Genomic DNA, 14,687 nt, shown 5'->3' with positions numbered 1-14,687 from the left:
GAGGAGGTTGGACCCTGAGGACTAATGCGGTTTATTTCGTGTCTAGGTTCTTGGTTAGGTGGGAACCTAAAAAGAGTCCCAAACCTCCCATGGCAAAAATCATTGCCGGATACAGTGCTTCTTCTTGTAAACTCGTATAATTATTTAAGAGCAACGCAAAAAAGATTCCCAATCCAATTCCCATGAGTAAGAGTGATAAATTCAGTACGATGACTCTACCTGTCAACGTGGAGCGTTTTTTCTCGCCTTGCATAAAGATTTTAGCGTCAACACCTTTTTCAATGAGTGCCAATCGCTCTTTATTTCTGGTTGAATAGAATAAATAGAAAATTCCGAAGATTACTGAGAACAAAAACATGAATACTAATGCTACTTCCATAAAATTTATTTTAATTGATTAATTTTAACCTGTTTCGATGGTATGACCTGTCGGAATAAAAAAAGGTTACAACAGAACAAAAATAATTTTTTTTTGGAATAGCTGTAACCTTTTATCATACGGGGAAGTCTAAGCAACACAATGACTATTATTAACGACCAATACTACATAGAACAAACCTTACGCGGAGACAGGAATGCCTTTTCGGTACTCGTTGATAGGCATAAGAATTTAGTGTTTAGTTTGGCTTTAAAGATGGTAAAACAGCAAGAACGTGCAGAGGAAGTTGCCCAAGATGCATTTATTAAGGCGTTTAAGAATTTAAAGTCGTACAAAGGAGATGCGAAGTTTTCGACATGGTTGTATAAAATAACCTATCGCTGTTGTTTGGATGTGTTAAGTGCTTCGAAAGAGCGCTATCGATCAGAACCGATAGAAGAGTCTGGAGCGCATTCTTTACAGGGTACCGAACAGATATTGACAACCATTGAAAGAAAAGAACGCGCGGCCTTGTTAAATCGTTGTTTGCTATCTTTGCCTGAAGAGGAACGCGCTGTAATTTGGATGTTCTATTACGAAGAATTAAGTTTGAAGGAGATAGTTGCCACAACGGAACTCTCCGAAGCAAATGTGAAAGTTAAATTGCACCGTGCCAGAAAACGCTTATTGGCAATCGTGCAATCGCAAGTTGAACCAGAAGTAATTAATCATTATGGACAGAAAAGAAAACGATAGGGAAATCGACGCTTTTATAGCGAACTATATTCGTGAAATTGAACAGTCTGAGCCTTCTGTTGATTTTACGGCTAATGTCATGAGAGAAATTGAAGAAACGGTAGCACCTGTGCAACCGCTGAGTATTTCAGAACCTCTAATTAGTACTAAAGGATGGTTCGCCTTGTCGGGCTTTGCTGCTGCTATGGTTTTGACATTGATCATGTACTCAAGTCCAGAAATTTCAGAAGTATTCGGAGCCTATGTCGGAAAGTACCTCAATGTTTCTTGGCAAATACCGAGACTATCTCACAAAACCGTATATATTGCCTTTTTTACAGCCCTACTTATTTGGGTTCAGTTTTATTATTTGAAACACTTTTTTACCGATCGTTTAAACCGAGAGTAATACATGTCTCTGTATCAATTATTCCTCAATTAGTGAGGTGACCACTGCAATTTTCTTTCCTGAAGGGCTGCAAGCGAGTCTTGACACCCGGGTATTCGGATTTGTAAACGTATAAAAATTTCGAGCTTGATGACTTTTAGGATCGATTTGAATGATGTTGTTATTCTGACTGCAAAGGAAAAGCCCATTGGGAAGCCAACATCCGTCTTGGCTCGTGCCTAAATCAAAGAGTTTTTTTGACTGAGCATTACTCGGGTCCCAAGCCCATAATTCCCAATTAGTCCCAGCTTGTTTGGTGTAGCTAATGCGATCACTGTTTGGGATTCGCTGAATAAAACGACCACTTTGTTCCGCGATTAGCCGTTTGGTTTTTTTTACAAGATCAAACAAGTATAAGTGGAGTTGGTCATTTTCAATAACGGAAGCCATGAGCATGGTAGGACCTATCCAATAGGGATAGGCAATTACTTCACCTGGAAGTATTGCTTTTGAATCGCCGTTTTTAGGGTTGTAGGCATACAGGCCTTGTTTGCCATCGGTGTCCAATCGAACTGCGGATAACATAGCCGAATTAGGAATGTTTTGAGGAGAGTATTCACTTCCTGAAACTGTATAGCTGAGTCGTTTCTTTTGCTCAGTGTTCAGTTGGTAGCTATAAATTTCTGTCTGATTTTTTAGTGTGCCCGCATAAACTATAAGGCTATCGCTGCAAAAATAAGGCTGATTATCATAGCCTTTGTTGCGACTGATATTATTTGCTTCACTCAAGGGAGTTGCTGAGAGAAGATCACAGGAAAAAACGTAGATTTCGGTATCGTTTTGTGCTGAAGCAATCAGACTTAAAACGCATACTATATAAGTAAATAAATAGCGCATACTTTTTTGTTTGGTTGCTCTAAGATAAAAAAAACCGCTAAACGCGAGGCTTAACGGTTTTATGAGTTTCTTGGATTTAGGCTTTTTTTGAAGCGATCCAACGGTTGATCTTAGCTTCGAGTAAGGCGAGTGGAATACACCCAGTTTCCAGTATCTGATCGTGGAATTCTCGAATATCAAATTGTTCTCCTAAAGCAGCGGTCGCTTTTTTGCGCAGTTCACGAATTTTTAATTGACCAATTTTGTAGGATAAGGCTTGCCCTGGATTTGCCATATAGCGTTCAATTTCAGAAATGATACTCGCTTCTGATTCTGCTTCATTGTCCAAAGAGTATTGAATCGCTTTTTCACGTGACCATCCTTTGGCGTGCATCCCCGTATCAACTACCAATCGAATAGCGCGGTGCATTTCCATACCTAACATACCAAAATACTGGTAAGGGTCCGTGTACAAACCGAGTTCAGTTCCTAAATTCTCGGTATACAAAGCCCATCCTTCACCATAGGCGCTATACCAAAGCGTCTTTCTGAAGTCAGGGAGGTCTTGGTTTTCTTGGGTGAGTGATATTTGGTAATGGTGACCGGGAATAGCTTCGTGTAAAAACAGGGCTTCGTCAGAAAAAACATTGTATTTCGTAGCGTCAGGAATTGGGGTGTAGAAAACTCCTGGGCGGCTACCGTCCAAGGCCCCGGGGTTGTACTCTGCACTTGCAGAAGCCTCCCTAAACTTTTCCGTTTGCTTTACGATAAAAGGAGTTTTGGGTTTGTTTCCAAAAAGCTTTTCTAGCTGCGGTTTCATTTTGAGGTGGATAGCGTTGAAATTAGCAATAATCTCTTCAGGAGTCTTATACGGCATTAAGTCTTTATTACTGCGAACAAAATTAAAGAAGTCCTTTAAACTGCCTTTAAAGCCTACCTCTGTTTTTATTTTTTCCATTGCTGCCAAAATTCTCGCAACTTCACGAAGTCCTAACTCGTGAATTTCTTCGGCAGTCATTTCCGTAGTTGTGTAGTTCTTTATTGCGTGTTGGTAATAAGCTTTTCCGTTAGGAATGCCATCAATACCACTACTAGTTCGCCCAGCAGCTAGGTACTCCGTGTTGAAAAAGTTATAGAGCTCCGTAAAAGAAGGCACCAATTGTCCTTCGATGAAAGCGGTGTAGGCTTTCGTTAGTTGTTCCTTTTCTTCTTGAGTAAAGCTCTCAGGGAAATTGCGGATCGGGCTAAAAAACAAATGTGTGTTTAACAGCTCTTCTGAAGTGGTCGTTTCTGTGGCACTTAGGACCTTAAATTGAGGAATCACCTTTTTTATCAGAGCGGTAGGCAATACGTACCCTTCTTTTATTCCCTGTTTCATACGCTCCTTGGCAGTGCGTAACCAATCGTTGTATTGTTCTAAACGCCTCAACCAGTTTTGGTATTCTTTGACGGTGGTAAATGGTTGTGAGGCACTACCACTGGCGAGCTGCCCCATGTTTAAATTAATCGTCCACATCTGATTAATAGGGAGGTAGAGGTCATTTTTGAAACTCGCTTGCGCAAGCTGCATATCACAGTCCCATAGCAATACCTCCTTGCTCATTTTTTCACTTTCTGTCAGGGTGCTATCAGCAATTTTATGAACCTGATTTTTAAAGCTCGTATAAAAATCACGGAACTTTTTTTGATATGCATCCGTCAAGGTGTTTGGAAATTGGTCATCGTAGCGATGGTCTCCCGCCGCTGTCGCATCCAACGGTTTTAATTGACGTTTTCCCTCACTGTAGTCTTTTAAGAGTTGAGAAAATTTAGGAGGAGTAACTTCAGTAGTTGTTTCCTTTGATGTACTGTTTTTAAAAGCAGAAAACAATAGAGCTGCCGAAACGATACTCAGTAGCGTTTTTTTCATGATGTTATTATTTGATAGCTCAAATATATCAAAAATGCTCAGTTTTACTCCACGGCGCTGGGACTAAAGGCATAGGTTGTTAAGAGTTCATTTTGGTAGCTAATGTGCAGTTCAAAAGAAGTATTTACAGGAGGAGTTACTTCGAAACTAAGGATGTTTTTACGCTTGCTAATGCGTTCGGGATTCAGGGTTTTTGAAACTCCTTGGCTGTCTATGGTTATTTTAAGGTCAGCTGTGTTTAGATGATTTGTAGCGCTGATTTTAAATAAAATTCGTTTACCGGGACGATAGCGATTGTAGAGTTTGTTTGGAGTGATAGGGTGGATGCCTAGTTTAAAGGCAGGGTCGTAAACAAAGGGTAATGCAGTAAAATCGCGAGAGAGTGGCTCAGCTAAAAGAAGCCATTTTTTATGGATAGGATCGTGATTTTGTGCAAATTTTTTGGGGTCCGTTAAAAAGTAGCCCGGATTGTAATCCGCTATGAATTGGTCATTACCTACAAAATATCCGCTTGACCAGGTAGGGTCGCACAAGTACCATTTTCCTGCGAGTTTTACAGCGTTCCAACTGTGGTTTGGTCGGTTGAGCTGTGTACTGTTTGCATCGACACTGCGTGCATAACCGTGAACAATAACACAAGGGATACCGATACTATTCGCCATTTTTTTTAAAAGATAGGCATAGCCTGTGCAGATGGTCTTTTTTTCGCTAACTAACTTTTTGAAGACAATCTTATTGAATTCCCTGTTTTTTTGTTGGAGGAGCACTGGGGTCCGTTGGTATTTCTGACGATAGCTTTGGATCGTTGAGTGAAGCGTTAAATCACTCGCGATATTATGACAAATCCAACGGTAGATAGCGTTAAATTTTGTGACTTCTGAAGGAAGTCCATGGGTGAGTTGATGCACCAAATGCGGAAGGTTGTTGAGTTTTGCCCCATGAGCGCGATCAGCATTCCGATTGGATGCATCAAAGTTTACGGTATCAAAGTCGGTGATCTGACCGTAGCAAACCGAATAAAATAAGATGAATATCAAAGAAATTCGATGCATGAATTACCTGTTTTTTAGCGGTGAGAATTTTTGCTTGACTGCTACTTTCCCTAGTAGCATAACTTCATCGTTTTTGAGTGTAACTTTCAAAAATAGCGTTGAGGTTTTTCCTTTCTTGATAACCACTTGTTTGGTTTTAAGCCCGATAAGGCTAAACTCTAGGATGTCACCTTCATGAAGGGCCTTTGGAAATGTAAAGTTTCCATCAAAATCCGTTTCAGTACCCAGTGTACTGCCCTTTAAAAGTACGGTTACTCCGGGCATTGGGTCATTGTCGAGTACAACAGTACCGTTTACCTGAAGTTCTGATTGTTGTTCAAGTTCATTGATAGTGTTATTAGGGAGTGTTTTTGACTCTTGTGCAGTTCCTTTTAGCGGAAGTAAAGTAGCTCCTAATACCAACCCAACACCAGCGATGAGACTTTGGTATGACCTTGGGGTATCTGTTTGAAATCTCTGTAATTGCGTTTGTTTAAATCGCCCACAGAGTTGATCCGTATTGTTCCGTTCAAAGTAGCTGTCGAGTTCTTCGTTTGTAAAGGCGCTAAAGTCAATAACTTCTTGTGAGCAGGAGGTACAGTAGCCTCCTTGTTTCGTGGGGGTAAATGAGTCGAAATCTTCTCGGCAAGGGTTGCTAATCTCTAGGTGTTTTTTCATCATACTATTGGTGTTTTGATGGTAAAACTATCCAGTTTCTTTTCAGCAAAAAAGTTCTCTTGAGTAAACGGTAGGTTTGATCAAGGCAACGCAGCGCTAGCATGAGGCAAAAAAAAACACCCAGAGGTGTTTTTATGGTATGTTTAAGTATTTGTGTGTTTGTAATGAGATGCGCCATTTAGGATGTTCCATGACATAATCAATGATCAAGGGAGTCATTTTTTCTTTTTTACTCCACTCGGGTTGCAAAAATAGCTGACAGTTATCTCCAACTTGGGCAGCTTGTTCTTCAGCGAACTTAAAATCGTTTTTATTGTGAATGATCATTTTGAGTTCATCTGCTGCTCGGTACGAAGAGGGGGTAGGGAGCTTGGTCTTTTTCGGAGACAGGCAAAACCAATCCCATGAACCTGATAATTCATACGCTCCAGAAGTTTCAATATGAGTTTTTATCCCTTTGTCATTTAAGGAAGTCGTAATGTAATCTAAACTCCACATTAAAGGCTCTCCTCCTGTGATCACTACGGTTTTTCCGTATTTTTCAGCATTGGCAACAATTAAATCGGTGGCCGTGGGTGGGTGCAAATTGGCATCCCAACTCTCTTTGACATCGCACCAGTGACACCCCACATCGCAACCGCCTATTCTAATAAAATAGGCCGCTGTACCGGTATGGGCTCCTTCTCCTTGTATGGTATAAAACTCCTCCATAAGCGGAAGCATTTCACCTTTATCAATCAACTCTTGTATCTCTTTTTTCAACATAAGGCTGCAAAGATAGGTAACATTCAAAATTAATTAATCATTTTTGCTATTTTTACGTGTTTTTTATTATTGAATCTTCTAATTTATGAGTAAGACAGCGGCTTTTTTTAACCACATTACGGAAGGATATGCGTGTAAGGGAGAATATATAACGCTCGGAGCAGGGATGCTCGGTGAGGAAACCATTACCGACGCACTGGTAAATATTCCGTTAAAAACGATGAATCGTCACGGGTTAATTGCAGGGGCTACCGGAACCGGTAAGACCAAAACCCTGCAGGTACTGGCAGAAAATATGTCGGAAAAAGGAATTCCCGTGCTGCTCATGGATGTTAAAGGAGATTTAAGTGGCTTGGCTCAGCCGAGTCCGGGGCATCCAAAAATTGATGAACGTCACGAAAAAATAGGAATTCCCTTTGCTGCGAAGAAATTTCCTGTGGAGGTATTGACCTTGTCCGAACAAGACGGTGTTCGTTTGAGAGCAACGGTAACAGAGTTCGGTCCGGTATTGCTATCTAGAATTTTGGAACTCTCTGAAACGCAGTCGGGAATTGTGGCTATTATTTTTAAGTACTGTGATGACCATCAAATGCCTTTATTGGATCTGAAAGACTTTAAAAAGATGCTTCAGTTCATCACCAATGAAGGGAAAGAAGAAATTACCGCTGAGTACGGACGCATTTCAACGGCAAGTACTGGAGCCATTCTTCGTAAAATTATACAAATAGAACAGCAAGGTGGAGGCGTATTTTTTGGAGAGAAGTCTTTTGAAGTAGACGACTTAACTCGTATTGACGAGCAGGGACGCGGTGTGATTTCGGTATTGCGTTTAACCGATATTCAAGACAAACCTAAATTGTTTTCGACTTTTATGCTGCAATTACTGGCTGAGGTCTACGATACATTTCCGGAACAAGGAGATTCAGGACGACCTGAACTCGTCATTTTTATAGACGAAGCCCACTTGGTATTTGACGAAGCGTCGAAAGCATTGTTGAGCCAAATAGAAAGTATAGTGAAGTTAATTCGTTCTAAGGGAGTGGGATTGTATTTTGTAACTCAAAACCCGAAAGACATTCCAGAAGACGTACTAGCTCAACTGGGAATGAAAATACAGCACGCACTCCGCGCTTTTACGGCGAAGGATCGTAAGGCATTGAAATTGGCAGCTCAAAATTATCCTGATTCTGTTTATTACGATACGGAAAAGGTATTAACCTCCCTAGGTATTGGAGAAGCCGTCGTGTCTATTTTAAATGAAAAAGGTATCCCAACCCCGTTGGTAAGAACACTGTTACGCGCTCCGATGAGTAGGATGGATATTTTAACAAAAAATGAACTTGCTACTTTAATTGAGAATTCTACTTTAGCAAAAAAATATAACGAAGTAGTTGATCGAGAGAGCGCTTACGAATTGCTCAATGAGAAAATTGCGCGTATCGAAAAAGAAAAAACAGCAGAAGAAGCTGAAAGAGAAAGAGCAAAAACAAAACGACGTTCAACAACGCGAAGAACGACGAGTACGCGCATGAACCCGATTGTTAAGGTATTGACAAGTGCGACCTTTATACGCAGCGTTTTTGGAATTTTGAAAAAAGTAATTTAATATATAATTTTTATAAACTAACAACCGTTTTAATCAAAACAGCATACATGATAAAACTATACAAACCTTTAGCAGTAGTATTGATTTCTTTGGCTTTTATCCAATGTAGTGATAATAAATTCTCCATCGCGAAAGGAAAAGTAGGGCCGTTAACCGTAAAAACTCAAATTCAGGAATTGGAGAAAATTTTCTCGAATGATTCTATAGTAAAAGTATTGAGCGAGGGAGCTAAAGGGGACAATCTTTTTCAGGATGATGATCAATATTTGATCTACGAAAAAGGAGGAAATCATTTATTGACGATTACGCCTAAAGAACAACTTGATTCTACCTCTACTATTAAGAGTATTGAGGTTTTTGACAACCGCTACAATACAAAGTCAGGACTGACTATTAAATCAAATTTTCAAGATATCAATATCAATAATAAAATAAGCAAGGTAGAGTCGACCTTTTCATCAGCTACGTTGTTTATTGACGATCTAAATGCTACGATTACGATTGATAACGAAGAATTAGGATTGAAGGATTTTAGCACACAAAAAGTGACCATCGATCAAATTCCTGATTTGGCAAAAATAAAGTCATTAACTGTGTGGTTTAACTAATAAACTAGCATAAGCCCTGAGCGTGCTTTGCGTAACAAAATTATAAAAACAAAAAGTCGAAACTCAGTTTCGACTTTTATTTTAACTATGGATTCTAAAAAATATACCATTCAAAAAACTCCTTTTGTAGTGCCAACTACGGACGGGAAACTCATAGAAGAACATTTCGGAAACGCATCCCACGCAGGTGCTTTGAGCATTGCTCATATGATAGCGCCAGCAGGGTGGAGCGAGCCTTTTCAGACGCCAGAGTTTGACGAATATACCTATATCATTAAAGGGAAAAAGCAATTTACGATTGCTGGTGATGTCGTAGTGTTAGAAGCGGGGCAATCGATAAAGATTGAAAAAGATACCCGTGTGCAATACGCAAACCCTTTTGAGGAGCCCTGTGAGTACCTCGCGATTTGTTTGCCGGCCTTTTCGATGGATTTAGTACATCGAGAGGAAGAAACTGAGTAAAGAATAAGACCAAAAAAAAGCGAGGAAGTACTTCCTCGCTTTTTTTTGGTGTTTTTGGACGCTATATGCTCTAAAACTTAGCTTTCCTGCTGTAAATGACAAAACAAGTACAAACTAATGAACTTGTTGCAGCCAGTTTACATAGTGAAAATGGTTAAAATAATTCCCAATAAAATAGCGGCAAATTTTTTAATATTAAACTTGTGGTTTTCGGTACTTTCAAACAAAATAATGGTTGAAATGTGTAAGAAGATTCCGATGGTAAGCGCACTAACTTCTTCGTGAATTTCATGTAAAAGCTCAATGCGTTCAGAGAGGTAAATTCCCAATGGACTCATTAAAGAAAAGAGGCCCAAAAATAAAATAATCATTTTTTTAGGGTAATCTGCCTTCAGTAAAAATGAGGTCAATACTATGGTAATTGGAATTTTATGGATAAAAATGGCCCAAAGTAAGTTGTGCTGATGATCACTGTGTTCGTGTATTGGTAATCCTTCTGTAAAGGCGTGTAAACACAGACTAACAAATAGTAACCACGGAAACTTATGCTTGTCAGAATCGAGGTGTACATGACCGTGTTCTGCCCCTTTAGAAAAAGATTCTAGCACAGACTGTATTAGTATTCCGATTAAAATGAGGGTTCCTATGGTATTCGGGTTGCTACTTTCGGTATAAACTTCAGGTAGCAAATGCAATACTGTTACCGACAGTAAATAAGCACCACTAAAGGCAAGCAATAATCGAACGATGTGATTATTGGGTTTGCCAAACACGACGATTAGGGCTCCTAATAAAACGGATATGATTAAGATAAATGAACTCATTCGGCTACGATAATTAAACGATCGGAGGTAGTTGGGTCAAAGCTGTCTAAGGCGTAATTTCCAAATATTTTGGTGATGGTTAAACCGGCTTGCTCAAAGTAAAACTTCATTTTTTCGAGATCTAAAAATTTGACGCGCTCTTCGTAGGCATGCTGTTTTCCCTCGGCTTCAAAAGCAATTGTTTTGACGATAAACCCTTCTTTTATACTACGTGTAATACGAAATTGAATTCCGTCGATTTCTTTGACTTCTGAACTAACCAATTCATTTTTTACCTTGACAACATTGAGAAAATCAACGACGAGAACTCCGTTGCTTTTGAGCCCATTTTTAAAGTTTTCAAGTACGCGAATGTCGTCGGTATCATCTTCGAAATAGCCAAAACTGGTAAAGAGGTTAAAAATGGCATCATAGCGGTGTTCTATGGTTTTTCGCATATCCCAAACTTCAAAATGCAAATGGTCATTTTCAAATTGCTTGGCATGTGCAATGCTGTTAGGACTCAAATCACCTCCACTTACCGTATAGCCCAGTGAGTTTAAATATACCGAATGACGCCCTTTTCCACAAGGTACGTCTGCGATATGACTCGTTGGCGCTAATGCTAGGTACGAGGTAATATTACGCATAAAAAACTGCGCATCTTCATCATTGCGATGTTTGTAAAGTATGTGATAATACGGTGTGTTAAACCAAGAGGTAAACCAATTTTCTGTTGTTTCCATAAGTATAGAGTCTGCAAAAATACGTAAATCTTACGGTAAAATTAGATAAAGAATAAAAATTCCTTACTCCATAAATTAACAGTATTTTTGTAGCGTAATTTTCAGATATGGAGAAAGATTTTAAAATGACCGCCATTACGATGGCTGGATTAGAAGGAGTATTGGCCGATGAACTCAGAAACCTAGGAGCGAAAGAGGTGAAAGAAGGAGTTCGCAGTGTCGGTTTCCGTGGAGATAAAGGATTTATGTACAAGGCAAATATCGCCTTGCGCACCGCAATTAGAATATTGAAACCAATTAAAAGGAGTAAAGTTTTTGATGAGGAAGATCTCTACGAAGCCATTCAACGCGTAAAATGGGAGCGTTTTTTAGATGTGGATGGAACTTTTGCAATCGGATCGGTAGTAAATTCTAAGAATTTTACATCAAACTCTCATTATATCAGTTTGAAATCTAAAGATGCCATTGCTGATTATTTTGTACATAAATTTAAAAAACGTCCTAACGTCGATTTAAAATATCCCGATGTGAAAATTCACATTCATATCCACAAAGAGTGGTTGACGATATCCTTAGATTCGTCTGGTGATTCTCTGCATAAACGAGGATATCGTAGCGCGACAAATATCGCACCTATTAACGAGGTGTTAGCTGCGGGATTGTTGATGTTGTCCGGCTATAAGGGAGAGGAGAACTTTATTGATCCGATGTGTGGTTCAGGGACGATATTGATCGAGGCGGCCATGATTGCCAATCAAATCCCAGCGAATATTAACAGAAAACACTTCGGTTTTGAAAATTGGAACGATTATGATGAGGACTTGTATTTTGTTATTCAAGATTCACTGTTAAAGAAAATTCGCAGTTCTCATTTTAAAATCATGGGATTTGACAAAGCACCTTCGGCAGTACGTAAGGCGCAACAAAATATTATCAATGCCAATTTGGAGGAATTTATTGGGGTACACCACGTAAATTTCTTTAATTCTAAAAAAGAGGTTTTCGGTAAAACTACCATTCTATTTAATCCACCGTATGGAGAGCGTTTGAATATTGATGTGAACGAGTTTTACGAAAAAATTGGAACTACATTAAAACACAATTATTCCAATTCTACGGCCTGGTTAATCACCTCGGATATGCAGGCGCTAAAACACGTAGGATTGAGAACGTCCAAACGTATCCCTCTGAAAAATGGAGACCTCGATTGTCGATTTGTGAAGTACGAGTTGTACGAGGGAAGTAAAAAGAAAACGAAGAATGAATTTGATGTATAAAATAAAAAGTCCGATAACACATCGGACTTTTTTTTTAGGGTAAATTTTCTAGGAGCACTTGCGCTATTTGCGCATTGATTTGATGAGGACGTAGCTGCCAATTTTTAGCACCATTCGTCAAAATTATTACGGTGATTTCTTGCTTTAGCCCCTTTCCCCAATAGTGTTTAATCGAAGCGATACCAGCGCCGCCATGTCCGTTGATACGTATGGACTCATCAATGATCTTCGCTTCCCATCCCAGTCCAAAGTTACCGGCATTCCCGTCGTTGAGCAGTACGGGATTCCAAAGGTTGTTTAATGTTGACCTGGCGACGTATTTTTCTGCGAGTAGTTGTTCAAACCAAGAACACAAGTCAGGAAGGTTGATATTGAGCCCAGCACCTGCGTACATTACGGGAGAGTAGTTTAATGGAAACATTTCTAAATGATCCGCTACCGTTTGGTAGCAAGTAACTCGGTCAGGCAAGACTTTTTTAAATCCTCCGTAGACCGCTGATGACAGGCCTGAGGGCTTTAAGTATTGCGAGTTCATAAAATTTTCGAACGATTGTCCGGATAAGCGCTCAATAAGTAACCGAACGAGTAAAAAACCAGTGGCATTGTACTTAGATTTTGTTCTTGGAGGATTGTCAAAGGCTTTTTCTTTTAACGCCTGGAGTACGTACTCGTCAGAGGGTGGAGCCAAGTAGATCTGGTAATCTATTTGGTCAGGAATTCCAGAGGTATGTGAAAGTAACGAGGCGATACGGATTGATTTCCATTTCTCTGGAAGTATTTGATTGCCTTGTAAAACGTTACCGATAGGGGTTTGAATTGATATTTTATGGGTATCGAGTAAATGGATGAGCGCAATGCTGCTAAAGAGTTTGGAAATGGAAGCTACTGGAAACCTATGCGTGATTTTCAAGGGGACAGCCAACGGAATTTGAGCGAGACCGTAGCTTTTTTGATGTACAGTTTTTCCGTTGATCAAAATTGCGTAATTGACGCCAATGATGCCGTTTTTCTCGATGGCAGACTCCAGTGTTTGGTCGCTTAGTTTAAATGCTTGTACCAAGGAGTTTTGTGCCGTAGATGAACAAAAAATCATGGTCATAAGGACCATGATTAGTACTGTGATTCGATGCATATTGTTTGTGGGTTAATAGTCTTTTGATTGGTTGAATTTATCTCCATTGATACGTGCGTATTTGGTATTCATACCAAAACCTACTTTCATATTAGCATCGTCAAAATCTCCTGATATTTTGGTGTACTTGAAATTGAGGTCTTCTTTGAAGTCTGTACTGTTAAACGATACACCATTGTGGAACTCGGCGTACTTAAAGGTGGCTGTTTCTTTAAAAATTGCGCCTTTAAAATTAGCAAACTCCTGGAAATTACTGTATTTAAAAGTAGATGACTCCTCGAAAATAGTATTGTTGAAGTTTACATCTGACTCGAAATCGCTGTATTTAAAGGTCGTGTCAGAGAGAAACTGAGAATTGCTAAAGTTGGCCTCCGAATCGAAGTCTGAATACTTAAACATAGCCTTTCCTTTAAAAGAACAATTACTGAATTCTACTGGATTTCTAAAATTTGCCACAAAAGTATAAGAGCTAGGTTCATGTGGAATATAAGCGAGCACATCGTCTTGGAAAATACAATTCTTAAAGCGGATGGTGCTAGAAATTTGTTTTTCTACAGTATTGGTCTTGTTTTTCTTCCACCAAGATTTCCCGCTTGGAAGTTTTTTAAGTGCTTCTTCCATAAATGTAAAATCAAGCACGCCCTCAATGGTAACATTTTGATAGGTAACGCTCGATCCATCTTTTACTTTTTGAAGTATTTCATCGGCAGTTACCGTATTTTGTGAGAGTACAGTAATGCTGCAAAATGCAACTAAAACTAAGCTAAAAAGTGATTTCATATTCATGAGTGTTATGGTTATTTATACTAAAGACCCTGGAAGTTATTATCTGTGACACTTTCTATAAAAGAAAAACAGCACTCAGAATTCTGAGTGCTGTTTTTATATGAATTGTGTATATTCTTAGTTTACAGTATCGCTTAATCCAGCTCCAGCTTTAAACTTTACAACTTTTTTAGCAGCGATTTGAATTTCTTTTCCAGTTTGTGGATTTCTTCCAGTTCTAGCAGCTCTTTCTGATACAGACCAAGTTCCCCATCCAACTAAAGCAACTTTACCACCATCTTTTAATGTATTAGTAACGTTGTTAGTGAATGATTCTAATGCAGCTTTTGCAGAAGCTTTTGAAATTCCTGCGTCAGCAGCCATAGCATCGATTAAATCTGATTTGTTCATAATTTTAATGGATTTTAAAAATTAATTAATATTTATTGCTAAATAGCTCAACAAATATAGACGGAATGCGGGATTGTGCAACATTTGAGCCAAAAAAAATGAATTTTTGTTAATAAAATACTATCAATTGTTAATAA

Annotated in this window: 17 protein-coding genes; 6 read left to right on the top strand and 11 right to left on the bottom strand. The window is 39.1% G+C overall.

Features of this window, described 5'->3' with window-relative positions; all coding sequences use genetic code 11:
- Positions 1-31 precede the first annotated feature (31 nt).
- Positions 32-379 (bottom strand): DUF6249 domain-containing protein, encoded by a 348-nt coding sequence (locus tag ACKTS5_RS13290; RefSeq protein ID WP_408044367.1) that lies wholly within the window; start codon positions 377-379, stop codon positions 32-34.
- 141 nt (positions 380-520) lie between these two features.
- On the opposite strand from ACKTS5_RS13290, the gene ACKTS5_RS13285 reads away from it, so the two are divergent.
- On the top strand, positions 521-1,114 hold the full coding sequence (locus ACKTS5_RS13285; protein WP_408044366.1) for an RNA polymerase sigma factor: 594 nt from the start codon (positions 521-523) through the stop codon (positions 1,112-1,114).
- Positions 1,092-1,502: a hypothetical protein gene (locus ACKTS5_RS13280; RefSeq protein WP_408044365.1), complete on the top strand. Its 411-nt coding sequence runs from the start codon at positions 1,092-1,094 to the stop codon at positions 1,500-1,502. The genes ACKTS5_RS13285 and ACKTS5_RS13280 overlap by 23 nt, the downstream gene beginning before the upstream one ends.
- An 18-nt stretch (positions 1,503-1,520) precedes the next feature.
- Here the strand turns inward: ACKTS5_RS13280 and ACKTS5_RS13275 are convergent, their stop codons facing one another.
- The 5 genes from ACKTS5_RS13275 to ACKTS5_RS13255 form a co-directional block, all read right to left on the bottom strand.
- A complete protein-coding gene (locus tag ACKTS5_RS13275; RefSeq protein ID WP_408044364.1) occupies positions 1,521-2,378 on the bottom strand; it encodes a TolB-like translocation protein in 858 nt (285 codons plus the stop codon).
- Positions 2,379-2,454: 76 nt separating this feature from the next.
- On the bottom strand, positions 2,455-4,266 hold the full coding sequence (locus tag ACKTS5_RS13270) for a DUF885 domain-containing protein (RefSeq protein WP_408044363.1): 1,812 nt from the start codon (positions 4,264-4,266) through the stop codon (positions 2,455-2,457).
- Positions 4,267-4,310: 44 nt separating this feature from the next.
- On the bottom strand, positions 4,311-5,318 hold the full coding sequence (locus ACKTS5_RS13265; RefSeq protein ID WP_408044362.1) for a transglutaminase domain-containing protein: 1,008 nt from the start codon (positions 5,316-5,318) through the stop codon (positions 4,311-4,313).
- A 3-nt stretch (positions 5,319-5,321) separates the two neighbouring features.
- The gene (locus ACKTS5_RS13260) at positions 5,322-5,978 is read right to left on the bottom strand and encodes a carboxypeptidase-like regulatory domain-containing protein (protein WP_408044361.1); all 657 of its coding nucleotides are present in this window, start codon (positions 5,976-5,978) and stop codon (positions 5,322-5,324) included.
- A 129-nt stretch (positions 5,979-6,107) separates the two neighbouring features.
- The gene (locus ACKTS5_RS13255; protein WP_408044360.1) at positions 6,108-6,740 is read right to left on the bottom strand and encodes a 7-carboxy-7-deazaguanine synthase QueE; all 633 of its coding nucleotides are present in this window, start codon (positions 6,738-6,740) and stop codon (positions 6,108-6,110) included.
- A gap of 85 nt (positions 6,741-6,825) precedes the next feature.
- Here ACKTS5_RS13255 and ACKTS5_RS13250 point away from each other — a divergent pair, with 85 nt between their 5' ends.
- The 3 genes from ACKTS5_RS13250 (at position 6,826) to ACKTS5_RS13240 (ending at position 9,416) form a co-directional block, all read left to right on the top strand.
- Entirely contained in the window at positions 6,826-8,346 is a 1,521-nt protein-coding gene (locus ACKTS5_RS13250) for a helicase HerA-like domain-containing protein (protein ID WP_408044359.1), read from the top strand.
- A 47-nt stretch (positions 8,347-8,393) separates the two neighbouring features.
- Positions 8,394-8,954 (top strand): hypothetical protein, encoded by a 561-nt coding sequence (locus ACKTS5_RS13245; protein WP_408044358.1) that lies wholly within the window; start codon positions 8,394-8,396, stop codon positions 8,952-8,954.
- A gap of 87 nt (positions 8,955-9,041) precedes the next feature.
- Entirely contained in the window at positions 9,042-9,416 is a 375-nt protein-coding gene (locus ACKTS5_RS13240) for a cupin domain-containing protein (RefSeq protein WP_408044357.1), read from the top strand.
- A 137-nt stretch (positions 9,417-9,553) separates the two neighbouring features.
- Here ACKTS5_RS13240 and ACKTS5_RS13235 read toward each other — a convergent pair whose 3' ends face one another.
- Positions 9,554-10,240 (bottom strand): ZIP family metal transporter, encoded by a 687-nt coding sequence (locus ACKTS5_RS13235; RefSeq protein WP_408044356.1) that lies wholly within the window; start codon positions 10,238-10,240, stop codon positions 9,554-9,556.
- The gene (locus ACKTS5_RS13230; RefSeq protein WP_408044355.1) at positions 10,237-10,965 is read right to left on the bottom strand and encodes a class I SAM-dependent methyltransferase; all 729 of its coding nucleotides are present in this window, start codon (positions 10,963-10,965) and stop codon (positions 10,237-10,239) included. Before ACKTS5_RS13230 ends, ACKTS5_RS13235 begins: the two co-directional genes overlap by 4 nt.
- Before the next feature lie 107 nt (positions 10,966-11,072).
- Here ACKTS5_RS13230 and ACKTS5_RS13225 point away from each other — a divergent pair, with 107 nt between their 5' ends.
- Positions 11,073-12,242: a THUMP domain-containing class I SAM-dependent RNA methyltransferase gene (locus tag ACKTS5_RS13225; protein ID WP_408044354.1), complete on the top strand. Its 1,170-nt coding sequence runs from the start codon at positions 11,073-11,075 to the stop codon at positions 12,240-12,242.
- A 34-nt stretch (positions 12,243-12,276) separates the two neighbouring features.
- Here the strand turns inward: ACKTS5_RS13225 and ACKTS5_RS13220 are convergent, their stop codons facing one another.
- The 3 genes from ACKTS5_RS13220 to ACKTS5_RS13210 all read right to left on the bottom strand — a co-directional run bounded on the left by ACKTS5_RS13220 (position 12,277) and on the right by ACKTS5_RS13210 (position 14,550).
- Positions 12,277-13,374 (bottom strand): serine hydrolase domain-containing protein, encoded by a 1,098-nt coding sequence (locus ACKTS5_RS13220; RefSeq protein ID WP_408044353.1) that lies wholly within the window; start codon positions 13,372-13,374, stop codon positions 12,277-12,279.
- 12 nt (positions 13,375-13,386) lie between these two features.
- Complete coding sequence (locus tag ACKTS5_RS13215; protein WP_408044352.1) at positions 13,387-14,160, bottom strand: pentapeptide repeat-containing protein; 774 nt, start codon at positions 14,158-14,160, stop codon at positions 13,387-13,389.
- Positions 14,161-14,277: 117 nt separating this feature from the next.
- Positions 14,278-14,550 (bottom strand): HU family DNA-binding protein, encoded by a 273-nt coding sequence (locus ACKTS5_RS13210; RefSeq protein WP_408044351.1) that lies wholly within the window; start codon positions 14,548-14,550, stop codon positions 14,278-14,280.
- Between the last annotated feature and the right edge of the window lie 137 nt (positions 14,551-14,687).

It is taken from the genome of Tenacibaculum litopenaei (assembly GCF_964514025.1).
Classification (GTDB): domain Bacteria; phylum Bacteroidota; class Bacteroidia; order Flavobacteriales; family Flavobacteriaceae; genus Polaribacter; species Polaribacter litopenaei.
This window is presented reverse-complemented; position numbering and strand designations above follow the sequence as displayed.

Coding starts and splice junctions, on each gene's coding strand:
- ACKTS5_RS13290 (WP_408044367.1), bottom strand. CDS start 379: ATGGAAGTAGCATTAGTATTCATGTTTTTGTTCTCAGTAATCTTCGGA.
- ACKTS5_RS13285 (WP_408044366.1), top strand. CDS start 521: ATGACTATTATTAACGACCAATACTACATAGAACAAACCTTACGCGGA.
- ACKTS5_RS13280 (WP_408044365.1), top strand. CDS start 1,092: ATGGACAGAAAAGAAAACGATAGGGAAATCGACGCTTTTATAGCGAAC.
- ACKTS5_RS13275 (WP_408044364.1), bottom strand. CDS start 2,378: ATGCGCTATTTATTTACTTATATAGTATGCGTTTTAAGTCTGATTGCT.
- ACKTS5_RS13270 (WP_408044363.1), bottom strand. CDS start 4,266: ATGAAAAAAACGCTACTGAGTATCGTTTCGGCAGCTCTATTGTTTTCT.
- ACKTS5_RS13265 (WP_408044362.1), bottom strand. CDS start 5,318: ATGCATCGAATTTCTTTGATATTCATCTTATTTTATTCGGTTTGCTAC.
- ACKTS5_RS13260 (WP_408044361.1), bottom strand. CDS start 5,978: ATGATGAAAAAACACCTAGAGATTAGCAACCCTTGCCGAGAAGATTTC.
- ACKTS5_RS13255 (WP_408044360.1), bottom strand. CDS start 6,740: ATGTTGAAAAAAGAGATACAAGAGTTGATTGATAAAGGTGAAATGCTT.
- ACKTS5_RS13250 (WP_408044359.1), top strand. CDS start 6,826: ATGAGTAAGACAGCGGCTTTTTTTAACCACATTACGGAAGGATATGCG.
- ACKTS5_RS13245 (WP_408044358.1), top strand. CDS start 8,394: ATGATAAAACTATACAAACCTTTAGCAGTAGTATTGATTTCTTTGGCT.
- ACKTS5_RS13240 (WP_408044357.1), top strand. CDS start 9,042: ATGGATTCTAAAAAATATACCATTCAAAAAACTCCTTTTGTAGTGCCA.
- ACKTS5_RS13235 (WP_408044356.1), bottom strand. CDS start 10,240: ATGAGTTCATTTATCTTAATCATATCCGTTTTATTAGGAGCCCTAATC.
- ACKTS5_RS13230 (WP_408044355.1), bottom strand. CDS start 10,965: ATGGAAACAACAGAAAATTGGTTTACCTCTTGGTTTAACACACCGTAT.
- ACKTS5_RS13225 (WP_408044354.1), top strand. CDS start 11,073: ATGGAGAAAGATTTTAAAATGACCGCCATTACGATGGCTGGATTAGAA.
- ACKTS5_RS13220 (WP_408044353.1), bottom strand. CDS start 13,374: ATGCATCGAATCACAGTACTAATCATGGTCCTTATGACCATGATTTTT.
- ACKTS5_RS13215 (WP_408044352.1), bottom strand. CDS start 14,160: ATGAATATGAAATCACTTTTTAGCTTAGTTTTAGTTGCATTTTGCAGC.
- ACKTS5_RS13210 (WP_408044351.1), bottom strand. CDS start 14,550: ATGAACAAATCAGATTTAATCGATGCTATGGCTGCTGACGCAGGAATT.